Source organism: Christiangramia pacifica, from assembly GCF_057221535.1.
This window is the reverse complement of the sequence record NZ_CM170146.1, coordinates 233,704-246,817: the sequence shown is the minus strand read 5'-3', so window position 1 is coordinate 246,817 and position 13,114 is coordinate 233,704. Positions and strand designations below refer to the sequence as shown.

Genomic DNA, 13,114 nt, shown 5'->3' with positions numbered 1-13,114 from the left:
AAATTCTACTACTACATTACTACATCATACTTAAAATATTTTCTTAAATAAATACTTCAAAACTTTCTTAAATACTTGAAAAATAGGGTTTTAAATGTTAAATTAGTTTGATGTAGTAGTTATGTACTACAACGTTTGCGTAAAATTTTAGTGTCTACGTATCTTTCTGAAACAAATTAAGCAAAAACACCCAACGAGTATGAAAGTAAAACTATTCTTTGCAGGCGTGATATTCTTTTTTCTAACAGGAATCTCGCATGCACAACAAACTAAAACCATCAACGGTATCGTAACAGGTGCTGATGAGGTTCCATTGCCGGGCGCAGAAGTAAAAGTTAACGGCAAGGAGATTTTCGATGTAACTGACTTTGACGGAAATTTCACTTTAGAAGGTGTCGAGGTTGGTGATGTTTTCACCGTAACATTTCTGGGTTTTAGTCCTCAGGATGTAGAAATTACCAGTAATAATGATTATTCCGTTGTTCTTCAAGAGGATGCTGGGCAGCTGGATGAAGTTGTAGTAGTAGGTTATGGTAGTCAGCGAAAACAGGATCTAACAGGTAGCATTAGCCGTATTGATACGGAAGAGATAACCCGCCAGCCTGCTTCTTCACCTATGCAATCTATTCAGGGTCGTGCTGCCGGAGTGCAGATCACACCTTCTGGAGCACCAGGTTCTACTCCTGATGTTTTCATTAGAGGTCTTGGTACTGCTTTTGGTGGTCAGAATCCTTTATATGTAGTTGACGGTATTTTAACTGATAATATTGATAACATTAACCCTAACGATATTACGAACATTGATGTGCTTAAAGATGCATCATCTTTGGCTATTTATGGTAACCGAGGAGCGAATGGAGTTATCATTGTTACTACTAAAAAAGGTAAAGCCGGTGCATTAGAGATTAATGTTGAGACATCTTATGGTGTTAAATCAGAACTGAGAAAAGTTGAAATGGCAGATTCAAGATCTTTTGCGATCTATTCAAACGAAGCTCTTATTGCAGATGGTAATGAGCCAAGATTTGACGAGAATCAGCAATTCAATACAGACTGGTTTGATGAAATTACCAGAACTGGTAGTATTTCCTCCAATAACTTATCCTTAACTGCAGGTAGCGAGAAAGTAAGAACTTTCTTTAGTGCCGGATATTACGAAGAGGAAGGGATTTTGCAAGGGAATGATTTCAACAGGTTGACCTTAAGAAGTAATACTGAATTTGACATTGTTGAAAGGATTAAATTTCGTCAGCAAGTAAGTGCAGCTTTAACTGATGAGATTCCTAAGCCTTTTGGAGCTTTCAATAATGCATACAAACAAACTCCCATTATTCCAGTTAGATATCCGGAAGGAAGTGAGTTCGCTGGTAAATTTGGTTCCTCCACTGGAATCAATAATGTTGGAAATCCAGTAAGAGACTTGTTCTATAACAATCAGGAACAAAATAATCTGAGATTACAGGGAACTTTCACAATTGAAGCAGATATTGCAGATTGGATAGATTTCACCTCAAGATTTGGTATTGAAACTGAATATTTTAGAAGCAGATCTTTCGTTCCTAACCTTGATTTATTTTTATCAGGAGATCCAACAAGAACTGTAGACGACTATGCAGTTGATAGTCCGAAAAATACATTAACCGTTACCAAGAATAATGATTATCGTTGGGTACTGGATAATTTCGTAACCCTGAATCATTCTTTCAATGACGCGCACAATTTCAAATTAACCTTAGGTACGACTGTTGAAGAACTTTTAGGTTGGAACGGAATTATGAATGGAGAATATTTAAGAGGGGTTCGATACAATGTTCCTGCCCAGGAAGATTTCTGGTTTCTTAATAATGGGGATGAAGAACCGCAGCTATCATCAGGTAGTTCTGGTAACTTGATAAGATTGAATTCTTATTTTGCCAGATTGAATTATGATTTTAATAGTAAATATTTACTAACTGCGACTTTTAGACGTGATGGTTCCAGCCAGTTCCAGGAAGGTAATAAATGGGGTAATTTCTTCTCGGTTGGTGCCGGTTGGGTTATTTCAGAAGAAGCTTTTTTACAGGATTCAGAAGTAATTAGCTTTTTGAAACTAAGAGGTAGTTTCGGTGAACTTGGTAACCAGAACGTGCCGTTAAACATTCTAACTTTCGCTACAGGACTGAATTATCCATTAGGTCCTGATGAATCGATCAATGAAGGTGGTACCATCAATCAATTGATAGACCCGGCTTTATCATGGGAAACTACGGAAGAATTTGATATAGGTCTTGAATTTGGATTATTAGATAATAAACTTTCTGGAGAGATCGATTATTACAACCGTTTAAACCGAAATGCTATTTTACCGGTTGAATTACCAGATGCATTTGGGTTTAGTGGAACCACACTTACTCCTGCAGGTCAGGTTCGAAACGAAGGTGTTGAGATTTCTTTAAACTGGAGTGATAATATTGGAGAAGATTTCAGCTATAGCATTGGAGGTAACCTTACTTTCAATAGCAACGAACTTGAAAAAGTTACCAACCAGTTCTTCGCTGAAAATACCGGTGGTAGTCTTGGAAACGGCCAGATCGTGAAAAAAGTAGTTGAAGGTCAGCCGCTTGGTAGTTTCTGGTTGTTAGATGTTACTGGTGTAGATGAAAATGGCGAATTTGTTTATGATGATGTTGATGGCAGCGGGACTATTAATGATGCTGACAAGAAATTTTTCGGGGCTTATACGCCAAAGAATTTTGGAGGTTTCAATATTTCCGCAAAATATAAAAACTTTGATTTCAACGTAGATGGCTATGGGAATTGGGGTAATTATGTTTATAATGGTAAAAAAGCCAACAGGTTCAGTAATGAAAATATTGAACAGGAAGTATTTGATAACAGATGGACACCAGAAAATCCATCAAATACAGAGCCGGCTGCGTTTAATGCCGTACCGTTATCTTCAGATTACTACCTTGAACCGGGTGACTTCTTTAGAATTAATAACGTCACTCTAGGATATACGCTACCTCTTGCAGAAGAAGTTTTCATTAGAAACGCAAGAGTTTACTTTACAGCACAAAATCCATTTATTGCTCAGGCATTCTCTGGATATACTCCGGAATTACCTGGAGGACCACTAGGTCTTGCGGGTGTAGAATTCAATGCTTATCCAGCAACCAAGTCATTTATTTTAGGATTAAACTTAAGCTTATAAAAAAATAATTATGAAAACTATAAATAGAAAAGTATTACTAATAGTAGCGATAGCCACTGTTTTTACATGCGTTTCTTGTGCAGAGGATTATCTTGATATTAATCCTGCACAGGAGACACCAGAGGTTGCATTATCAGATCCAGATGTTGCCCCACAATTAGTAAACGCGATTTACAACCAGTTTCTTGGTTTTAATATGAGCTCGTTCCCATGGTACGGAGCTACTGAGATTACCTCAGATAACGCAGACAAGGGAAGTGATCCCGGAGATACTGGAACTTACCAGAAAAATCACGCGGAATACACTTACACTGAAAGTGAAGCTTCCTTTAGATTATTATGGGAAAACCACTATCAGGGTATCGCTAGAGCCAATCGAGCAATCCTTTTATTGCCAGATGTAGACATTGAAGAAGATCTTAAAAACAGACTAATAGGTGAGGCACGTTTTCTTAGAGGTCTGATGTATTTTAGAATGGTACAGATGTTTGGAGGAGTGCCACTGATCGATTTTATTCCAGATCCAAACAGCGAAGAGGATATTAATAGAGCTTATCAGCGAGCAAGTGTTGAAGAGCTTTATGACTTTATAGAGGCAGATCTAATGTTTGCTATAGAAAATCTGCCAGTTAAGAGTGCCTATGCTCCTAATCAATTAGGAAGAGCTCCTAAAGGTGCAGCTTTAGCGCTAATGTCTAAAGTGAAACTTTATCAGGAAGAATGGCAGGCTGCATTTGATTATTCTCAGGAAGTTATTAATTCAGGAGAATACCAGCTTGAACCAAATTACGAGGATATCTGGAAAGATGAGTTTGAGAATGGAGTTGAATCTATTTTTGAAATACAGGGTAGAGGAGAATTACCAAGTTTAGGTGTTGGAAATTATAGTGTTTCTCAAGGAGCCAGAGGCCAGGGAGGCTGGGGCTGGGGATTCAATTCCCCAAGTGAAGACCTAGTTAATGCTTACGAAGAGGGTGATGCCAGAATGGATGGGACTATCATTTTTAGAGGTGAAACTTTATATGATGGTAGACCGGTTCCTGAAACGGTGACTAATGAAAGATATAATCAAAAAGCTTACACCAATATCAATGCTCAAAGTTCTTTAGAGAAGAACGTAAGACTAATCAGATACGGTGAAGTTCTATTGATCAATGCAGAAGCTGCTTTCGAATTAGGGAATGTAGATAATGCGCTGGAAAGAGTGAACCAAATTAGAAACCGCGCTGAATTGGAGGATCTTGAAACCTTAACCATATTGGATATTTATAAAGAAAGACGTCTGGAATTAGCCATGGAAGGAGATAGAATATTTGACCTTCGTCGCCAGGGTAGAGCGGCAGAAGTAATGCAGGCATTTGGAGTACCGTTTGAAGTAAATAAACACGAATTATTCCCTATCCCACAGGAACAGATAGCCCAAAGTGGCGGATTACTGGAACAGAATCCAGGATGGTAATATGATTTTGAGACTTAGATTTTTAGGATTTTTATTGTTTTTTTTAGCTACAATAGGTTGCAGTAGTGATTCGGGTACCAATGTGGTGCCCGATCAACCTGAACCAAAACCTGAAGAGACAGAAACGGAGGAACCTGAAGAGGTTCCTTCACTTTCTGATTCAGAATTGCTAGATCTTGTTCAGAAAGAAACATTTAAATATTTCTGGGATTTTGCAGAATCTAACAGTGGTATGGCTCGAGAAAGATCGCAGGATGATGCTTATGGGGGAGACTCCCCATTAATTGTGACTACAGGTGGTACAGGTATTGGCCTCGCTTCTTTTCCTGCTGCGGTAGAACGTGGTTGGATTAGTCGGGAAGAGGCTACAGATCGGCTTTTAAAAATTCTTGATTTTCTGGAGACTGTTCCGCGTTATCACGGAGCTTTTTCACACTGGTATATGGGAAATACTGCTAATACCAGGCCATTTAGTGATCTGGATGATGGTGGTGATCTTGTAGAAACCGCATTTTTAATTCAGGGACTTTTAATTTGCCGTGAGTATTTTGATGATGGTTCGGAAAAAGAGCAGGAAATAAATTCAAGAATAACAGAAATCTGGGAAGGGGTAGAATGGACCTGGTATACTCAAGGTGAAAACGTGCTTTATTGGCACTGGTCACCTAGTAATCAGTTTGCCATAAACCTGCAAATAAAAGGTTGGAATGAATCATTGATCGTGTATGTTCTGGCGGCATCTTCTCCTACATATCCAATCTCAAAAGAAATTTATACTCAAGGATGGGCATCTAATGGAGCTATTGTTACTAATAGATTTCATTATGGAATAAATATGCCAATGGGGCCAAGTTATGGTGGACCATTATTTTTCAGTCATTATTCCTTCATTGGACTGGATCCAAGAAATCTTCAGGATCAGTATGCTCAATATTGGGATCAAAATGAAGCTCACAGTCTTATCAATTATAATTACTGCGTAAATAATCCTGAAAATTATGAAGGTTATGGAGAAAATTCATGGGGATTAACCGCTTCTGATAGTAGAAATGGATATGCAGCTCATAGTCCTACTAATGATCTAGGAGTGATAACTCCAACTGCGGCATTATCCTCTTTTCCATACACTCCGGAAGAATCGATGGCAGCTTTGAGATATTTCTATGAAGAACAGGGAGATAAACTATGGGGAGAAATGGGATTTTATGATGCTTTTTCCGAAGAATATAACTGGTATGCTGACGGATACCTGGCGATTGATCAAGGAACAATTGTTGCCATGATCGAGAATCATCGAACTCAATTGCTGTGGAATCTTTTTATGGCTAACCCTGAAATAAGCGCAGGACTGGATAAACTAGGTTTTACCTATTAATTACTTAAATATTTAATTATTACAAAATGCTGAAAAACTTTTTGCTCATAGCTGTTTGCGGATTTTTCCTTGTAAGTGCTTGCAAAAATAGCGCGAACCGCCAGGATGAAATCGCCGAAAAAACTGAGGATAAAGGGCAGCAACTATCTGATGAAGCTCTCATGGATACGGTTCAAAAACAAACCCTGAAATATTTCTGGGACTATGCTGAACCTAATAGCGGGATGGCCCGCGAAAGATATCATCCCGATGGAGATTATCCAAAGGATGACGCGCATGTAGTAACAACCGGTGGATCAGGATTTGGACTTATGGGCATCGTATCCGGAATAGAAAGAGGTTTTATTCCCCGTGATTCCGCTGTTGCCAGGTTAAATAAGATTGCAGATTTTTTAGATGCTGCTCCAAGATTTCATGGAGCCTGGTCCCACTGGCTAAATGGTGAAACCGGAGATGTTCAGGCGTTTGGAAAAAAAGATAACGGTGGAGATATCGTTGAAACTTCTTTTTTGGCCCAGGGTTTTATTGTGGTGAGAGAGTATTTAAAGAATGGATCAGAAGAAGAAAAGGCGGTGGCTAAAAAATATGATGAGCTCTGGAAAGGTATTGAATGGAATTGGTACACGAATAATAAAGATGGTATTTACTGGCATTGGTCACCAGACTACGAATGGGAAATGGATTTTATGATAGAAGGTTACAATGAATGCCTGATAACTTATGTAATGGCAGCCTCCTCTCCAGATCATGCAATAGATCCGAAAGTATATCATGATGGATGGGCGAGAAGTGGCAAAATCACTACTGATGCTGAAGCATATGGTTTGCCCTTAATATTAAAACACAACACCCGCGGTGATAAGGGAGGTCCGTTGTTTTGGGCACATTATTCATACCTGGGATTAAATCCTAAAGGACTTTCAGATGAATATGCAAATTACTGGGATCTCAATGTGAATCACAGTCTTATAAATTATGAATATTGCCAGGAGAATCCGAAGAGGTTTGAAACTTATGCAAATAATTCCTGGGGATTAACGGCAAGCTATACCCGGAATGAGGATGGTAGTGTAGGATATACTGCGCATTCACCGGACAATGATAGAGGAGTGGTTTCTCCAACCGCCGCCATCAGTTCCATTCCATATACTCCGGAAAAGTCCTTAGCTGCAATGAGATATTTTTATACAGATCTAAATGATCTAGTATGGGGTCCGGCCGGATTTTATGATGCTTTCAGCCTGGATGGCGAAAAGTGGGTCGCAGACAGGTATCTTGCTATAGACCAGGGCCCAATGCTGGTAATGATTGAAAACTATAGATCTGGATTGATCTGGGATCTTTTTATGGGTGCACCGGAAGTACAAAAAGGATTAAAAAATTTAGGATTTGAATATGAAAAATAAAATAAGCTTTTCAATAGTTGCTTTTTTACTGATGCTAGTTTCAACCGTAGATACTACTGCTCAAACCAGGGAAGATTTTAAAAAAGAGCATTTTATTTCCGAAAATGATACGCTGAATTATAGAATTCTTTTTCCGAAGAACTTTTCAGAAGATGAAAAATATCCGGTTGTCTTAGTCTTACATGGCGCCGGCGAAAGAGGTAATAATAATGAATCTCAGCTTGTACATGGAAGTGATCTTTTTCTTAAAGAAGAAAATCGCGAAAAATATCCTGCTATTGTAATTTTTCCACAGGCGCCTAAAGAGGATTACTGGGCTAAAGTTGAGGTGAAAAGAGATACAATGCCTTTTCAATTTGATTTCAACAATAAGGAAGAACCAACAAAATCTTTAAGCCTGGTAATGAAATTAATGGATTCTATCACCTCCAAGGATTTTGTAAATAAGGATAGAGTTTATGTTGGAGGACTTTCCATGGGAGGTATGGGAACTTATGAGATCCTTTATAAAAAACCTGAAATGTTTGCCGCAGCCTTTGCAATTTGTGGAGGTGCCAACCCGGAGATTGCAAAGGATTATCAGGACGGTTTAAATATCTGGATATTTCATGGTGAGAAAGATGATATCGTACCACCAAAATTCTCAAAAGCAATGGCCAGAGAGATCAATCATTATGGAGGAAACGCCAAGTTATCTTTGTATCCTGATGATAATCACAATAGCTGGGATTCGGCATTTGCAGAGCCCTACTTACTGGAATGGCTATTCAAACAATCAAAAAAATAAATACGAATGAAATTGAAGAAAAAACTAAGTGTCTTATTGTTATTAATTGGTGGAGCTGTGGTAATTCAGGCTCAGGAGAAATTGCCTGAAGTCGAGGAACTGCTTTCCAAAATGACACTTGAAGAAAAGATAGGCCAGTTAAATCTGGTAACTCCCGGTGGCGGAGTTGCTACTGGTGCAGTAGTTAGCAAGAACGTAGAAGATAAGATCAAAGCCGGTAATGTTGGAGGTCTATTTGGTGTTTCAGGTCCTGATAAGATCAGAATTGCACAGGAATATGCAGTAAATGATACACGTTTAGGGATTCCTTTATTAATTGGTTCAGATGTTATACATGGCTATAAAACTACATTCCCGATTCCACTGGGAACAGCATCGAGCTGGGATATGGAATTGATAAAACAATCTGCTCAACTAGCCGCGAAGGAAGCTACGGCAGACGGTATTAACTGGAATTTTTCTCCTATGGTTGATATTGCCCGCGATCCTAGATGGGGTAGAATTGCCGAAGGTGCGGGAGAAGATCCATATCTTGGATCTCAGATCGCAAAAGCGGTTGTAGAAGGTTACCAGGGAGATGATCTTACAAATCCTTCAACAATGCTTGCAACCGTAAAGCATTTCGCTTTATATGGTGCTGCGGAAGCAGGTAGAGATTATAATACGGTAGATATGAGCCGTCTTCGAATGTTTAATGAATATTTACCACCATATAAAGCCGCGATTGATGCGGGCGTTGCCAGTGTAATGAGTTCATTTAATGATGTAGATGGAATTCCTGCCTCTGGAAACAAATGGCTTTTGACTGATCTTTTACGAGAAAGATGGGGATTCAACGGATTTGTGGTTTCTGATTATACCTCGGTAAATGAAATGATAGCGCACGGTCTTGGTGACCTTCAGGCGGTTTCTGCTTTATCGCTGAAAGCCGGACTGGATATGGATATGGTTGGAGAAGGTTTTTTAACCACGCTTGGTAAATCTGTAGAAGAAGGGAAAGTTACCGAAGCAGAAATTACAGAAGCTGCCAGAAGAATTTTAGTAGCCAAACATAAACTTGGTCTCTTTGAAGATCCATACAAATACCTTGACTCAAATAGGCCGGAGCAGGATATTCTTACCGAAGACAATAGAGCTTTGGCGCGAAAAGCTGCCTCCCGTTCTTTTGTACTTCTAAAAAAACACAATAATACTCTGCCATTAGCAAAAAATGCCAGTATTGCCCTTGTGGGTCCATTGGCCGACAATAAGAATAACATGCTTGGAACATGGGCTCCAACTGGAGATCCATCTCTATCGGTACCCATCTTACAGGGATTCAAAAATGTGGCTCCAGAAGCCAAGATCGAGTATGCGAAGGGAGCGAATATTTCGGACGATTCAACTTTTGCTAAAAAGGTAAATGTATTTGGAGAAAGAGTGAGTATTTCAGATAAGTCTCCAGATGCTTTATTAAAGGAAGCTATGGATGTGGTGAACAATTCAGATGTTATCGTTGCCGTAGTTGGAGAAGCTACTGAAATGAGTGGAGAAGCCGCGAGCAGAACAGATATAACTATTCCTTCCAGTCAGAAAAGATTGATACGTGAATTGGCAAAAACAGGAAAGCCAGTAGTACTTTTATTGATGAGCGGAAGACCGCTGGATATTTCAGAAGAGATGGATCTTCCGGTAAGTATTCTTCAGATATGGCATCCCGGAGTGGAAGCTGGAAACGCTGTCGCTGATGTAGTATTTGGTGATTACAATCCTTCAGGAAAGATCACGGCTACCTGGCCTAGAAATGTGGGACAGGTTCCAATTTATTATAGCGTAAAAACAACCGGTAGACCAGCTCCTACAGAGGAATTTGCAAAATTCAAAACCAATTACCTTGATGCTCCAAATTCACCATTAATACCTTTTGGTTATGGTTTAAGCTATACCACCTTTGAATATAGCGATGTAAAGTCAAGTTCTGAAGAACTAAATTCTAATGGTTCAATTGAAATTAGTGCGACTGTGACCAATACCGGAGATTTTGATGGAGAAGAAGTAGTTCAGCTTTACATTCACGATAAAGTAAGAAGCGTAACCCCTCCGGTAAAGGAATTAAAGGGATTTCAAAAAATAATGTTGAAAAAAGGAGAGTCTAAAACGGTAACTTTTACGATCACTCCTGAAGATCTAAAATTTTATAACTCACAGTTGGATCATGTGTTTGAGCCGGGTGAATTCGAATTTTTTGTTCGTGGAACATCAGATTCTGAGTTTGACGGCTCTTTTGCTCTCAAAAACTAGATTCTCATAGTTTTAGTTTGTTTGGCCCCGGAGTTAGGTTTTACTTCGGGGCTTTTTTAATTCGAATTTCATTATCTGTAGCCAGATTATATTGCTTTGAACTAATTCACCATTAATTAGAATTTATATTTCCATATTTCGAATGTGTGATATAGATAGTGTACCTTTTTGCAGATCTTTCCAGATCAAATTATCAACCGTAAAAAGTCGTTTTGATCAATCCATGTGAAAAAATTTTTGAATGAGATGAAAAGAAAAGAAGGAATAGGATTTAAGATTATTGATTTTTCTTTTCTTTAAATATCCTTAACTGAACTTTCTGATCTTCAAAAACTACTGCTTTCAGGAATTTGAAAACTTCAGGAAGGTCAGCGAAAGGCATTCCGGAAATCTCGTGCCGTGCACCTTTAAAAGTATAGAAAAGAAACGATTGGTCTAAGTTTTCCAGCTTATCAGTGATTGTTTTTGAACCATCCAGGATTAAATAACCAGGCTTTTCATTATCACAATAATGATGTGGGGCAGAGGCATAAGGTACCAAATTATCATCGGTGCCATGAAAGAAAATTCCTGGGATAGATTCCTTTTCATTCAAATATCGGGCGTCTACAATAGCGCCGGCTAATGACATGACTGCAGAAAATTTTATATCAGCATATTTCTTTTGATCATCGAACATCAGATCTGAATTATAAACCGCATTCAGCACAGCCTCTGCACCAGCGCTACTTCCTCCAACGATTATTTTATCCGGATCTATTTTTAGCCTTTTTGCATTTTCCTGCATGAATACTATGGCATCCATAAAATCTTCGGCAGCTAATTGGAAGGTTTTTATCTTTCCTGAGGCTTCGTAATCACAACCAAAAGACTGTCCCTTTCTAGTAAGTCTATAAGAAATGAGGCCAACATTGAAACCTTTTGCCGCAGCTATTTCAGCGAATTTCACCTCTTGAGGATTTTGCGGGCTTCCCCCAGAAAAACCTCCGCCATGCATGAATACGATTAATGGTCTCGATTTTTCTGAATTATTAGGTTGATATAGGTCAACTATCAATTCCTGTCCGTCTTTTTCAGCATAGACTTCAGTCTGAACCTTTCCAACCTCATAAAGGCTATCCAAAAATTTTTCCTGAGCTTCAGTACTTTGAAGTATTAAAAATAAAATTGAGAAAATAAAAATTCGTTTCATGGCATCTATTCTTTTAGAACGCTGAATATACTTAATTTTGAAGGTATAAATTAGTGGCGAATTCAAGTATAAAATTTTATCTTCGCACCAATAATTTTTGCATTATGAGTTTACAGGAAAAAGTAATGGCTGAAATGAAAGCCGCGATGAAAGCAAAGGATAGTTCGAAATTGGAAGCTTTAAGAGCTGTGAAAGGAGCTATTTTACTGGCAAATACTGAATCTTCTTCAAAAAATGGTTTAACCGAGGAAGAAGAGAATAAACTTTTGCAAAAACTGGTAAAGCAGCGTAAAGACAGCGCCCAGATTTATAAGGAACAGGGTAGAGAGGATCTTGCAGAGCCGGAACTGGAGCAGGCGCAGGTGATAGAGCAATTTCTGCCAGAACAAATGAGCGAGGCAGAAATCGAAGCTGAGGTTGATAAGATCATTGCAGAAACTGGAGCTTCCGGAATGCAGGATATGGGGAAGGTTATGGGTATGGCTACTGGTAAACTTGCTGGAAAAGCTGATGGTAAAACCATTTCAACAATTGTTCGAAAGAAACTGAGCTAAATATTATATTTCCGGCCCCGTGGCGCAACTGAATAGCGCATCAGATTTCGGCTCTGAGGGTTGCAGGTTTGAATCCTGCCGGGGTCACAAAAAAAAATCCGTAAAACTAAATTGTTTTACGGATTTTTTATTTTTAAAATGCCAGACCAGATAAGTAAACCGACCCTACTCAATCCACCCATCCTTCGTGGTCTGACAATTCTAAATAAGCCTTAAATCTTTTACAATTCCAATTAAATGGGCCGTAGTATTCGCCTGGAACTCTTCTTTTAGTTCTTTTAGTCGCTTCTCGATGGAACTTTTACTACTTGGCTTTATGTTATTGCTTTTGTAATGTTCTTGTATTTCATCTTGAGTCATTCCCTTCGCTAAACAATCCAGAAGATTGATCTCAAAATCATTTAAAGTGAACGTATTAGACTTGTTCAATTTTTCTTCAATACTGGGTGAATTATATTTTCTATTGCGGTTGATGGCTTCTATGGCTTTTTTAAGGGAAGACATTCCATTCCTGTCTTTACAAACGTAGGCATTGATATTTCCAGAATCCCAAAGCTTGGTGACCGTAAGTGGAGAATCTTCAATAGAATTAACCAGTACTTTTAAATTTGGATCTTCCTCTTTAAGAATCCTAATGAGCTCCTGTCCGGAAGTTATACTTTCATCACGATGATCCTTTTTAAAAGAAAGGTCACATATGAGCAGGTCATAAGGTTCATTTTCATTCATGGCTTTTTTAGCCAGGATATAAGCCTTATCGCAATATTGAACATGATCTAAATTTTCAATTTTCAGATCTTTCAATACACTGGTAACTGCATGATTTACAGTATCCATGTCTTCTGCAATAAGAACCTTTTTAAACATG

Annotated in this window: 9 protein-coding genes and 1 tRNA gene; 8 read left to right on the top strand and 2 right to left on the bottom strand. The window is 38.6% G+C overall.

Features of this window, described 5'->3' with window-relative positions; translation table 11 throughout:
* The first annotated feature begins 199 nt into the window (after positions 1 to 199).
* From AC2S94_RS01140 to bglX, 6 genes are read left to right on the top strand one after another with little or no spacing between them, the layout of a single operon-like run.
* Positions 200 to 3,193: a SusC/RagA family TonB-linked outer membrane protein gene (locus tag AC2S94_RS01140; RefSeq protein ID WP_484629681.1), complete on the top strand. Its 2,994-nt coding sequence runs from the start codon at positions 200 to 202 to the stop codon at positions 3,191 to 3,193.
* Positions 3,194 to 3,203: 10 nt separating this feature from the next.
* Positions 3,204 to 4,652: a RagB/SusD family nutrient uptake outer membrane protein gene (locus tag AC2S94_RS01135; RefSeq protein WP_484629680.1), complete on the top strand. Its 1,449-nt coding sequence runs from the start codon at positions 3,204 to 3,206 to the stop codon at positions 4,650 to 4,652.
* 1 nt (position 4,653) lies between these two features.
* A complete protein-coding gene (locus AC2S94_RS01130) occupies positions 4,654 to 6,027 on the top strand; it encodes a glucoamylase family protein (RefSeq protein ID WP_484629679.1) in 1,374 nt (457 codons plus the stop codon).
* 26 nt (positions 6,028 to 6,053) lie between these two features.
* On the top strand, positions 6,054 to 7,433 hold the full coding sequence (locus tag AC2S94_RS01125) for a glucoamylase family protein (RefSeq protein ID WP_484629678.1): 1,380 nt from the start codon (positions 6,054 to 6,056) through the stop codon (positions 7,431 to 7,433).
* Positions 7,423 to 8,220 carry a carboxylesterase family protein gene (locus AC2S94_RS01120; RefSeq protein ID WP_484629677.1) on the top strand — a complete coding sequence of 266 codons (798 nt, stop codon included), beginning with the start codon at positions 7,423 to 7,425 and terminating at the stop codon, positions 8,218 to 8,220. The genes AC2S94_RS01125 and AC2S94_RS01120 overlap by 11 nt, the downstream gene beginning before the upstream one ends.
* Positions 8,221 to 8,226: 6 nt before the next feature.
* The gene (gene bglX, locus AC2S94_RS01115; protein WP_484629676.1) at positions 8,227 to 10,500 is read left to right on the top strand and encodes a beta-glucosidase BglX; all 2,274 of its coding nucleotides are present in this window, start codon (positions 8,227 to 8,229) and stop codon (positions 10,498 to 10,500) included.
* A 277-nt stretch (positions 10,501 to 10,777) separates the two neighbouring features.
* Here bglX and AC2S94_RS01110 read toward each other — a convergent pair whose 3' ends face one another.
* On the bottom strand, positions 10,778 to 11,692 hold the full coding sequence (locus AC2S94_RS01110; protein ID WP_484629675.1) for an alpha/beta hydrolase: 915 nt from the start codon (positions 11,690 to 11,692) through the stop codon (positions 10,778 to 10,780).
* A gap of 104 nt (positions 11,693 to 11,796) precedes the next feature.
* On the opposite strand from AC2S94_RS01110, the gene AC2S94_RS01105 reads away from it, so the two are divergent.
* Together AC2S94_RS01105 and AC2S94_RS01100 are read left to right on the top strand one after the other, a co-directional pair.
* A complete protein-coding gene (locus AC2S94_RS01105) occupies positions 11,797 to 12,246 on the top strand; it encodes a GatB/YqeY domain-containing protein (protein WP_484629674.1) in 450 nt (149 codons plus the stop codon).
* A gap of 13 nt (positions 12,247 to 12,259) precedes the next feature.
* A tRNA-Arg gene (locus tag AC2S94_RS01100) sits at positions 12,260 to 12,333 on the top strand.
* Positions 12,334 to 12,447: 114 nt separating this feature from the next.
* Here the strand turns inward: AC2S94_RS01100 and AC2S94_RS01095 are convergent.
* Positions 12,448 to 13,113, bottom strand: coding sequence for a DNA-binding response regulator (locus tag AC2S94_RS01095; RefSeq protein WP_484629673.1), 666 nt, complete (start codon positions 13,111 to 13,113; stop codon positions 12,448 to 12,450).
* Position 13,114 lies beyond the last annotated feature (1 nt).

Excerpts from the sequence above, each read along its gene's own strand:
- AC2S94_RS01140 (WP_484629681.1), top strand. The coding sequence starts at position 200 with ATGAAAGTAAAACTATTCTTTGCAGGCGTGATATTCTTTTTTCTAACA.
- AC2S94_RS01135 (WP_484629680.1), top strand. The coding sequence starts at position 3,204 with ATGAAAACTATAAATAGAAAAGTATTACTAATAGTAGCGATAGCCACT.
- AC2S94_RS01130 (WP_484629679.1), top strand. The coding sequence starts at position 4,654 with ATGATTTTGAGACTTAGATTTTTAGGATTTTTATTGTTTTTTTTAGCT.
- AC2S94_RS01125 (WP_484629678.1), top strand. The coding sequence starts at position 6,054 with ATGCTGAAAAACTTTTTGCTCATAGCTGTTTGCGGATTTTTCCTTGTA.
- AC2S94_RS01120 (WP_484629677.1), top strand. The coding sequence starts at position 7,423 with ATGAAAAATAAAATAAGCTTTTCAATAGTTGCTTTTTTACTGATGCTA.
- bglX (WP_484629676.1), top strand. The coding sequence starts at position 8,227 with ATGAAATTGAAGAAAAAACTAAGTGTCTTATTGTTATTAATTGGTGGA.
- AC2S94_RS01110 (WP_484629675.1), bottom strand. The coding sequence starts at position 11,692 with ATGAAACGAATTTTTATTTTCTCAATTTTATTTTTAATACTTCAAAGT.
- AC2S94_RS01105 (WP_484629674.1), top strand. The coding sequence starts at position 11,797 with ATGAGTTTACAGGAAAAAGTAATGGCTGAAATGAAAGCCGCGATGAAA.
- AC2S94_RS01095 (WP_484629673.1), bottom strand. The coding sequence starts at position 13,113 with ATGTTTAAAAAGGTTCTTATTGCAGAAGACATGGATACTGTAAATCAT.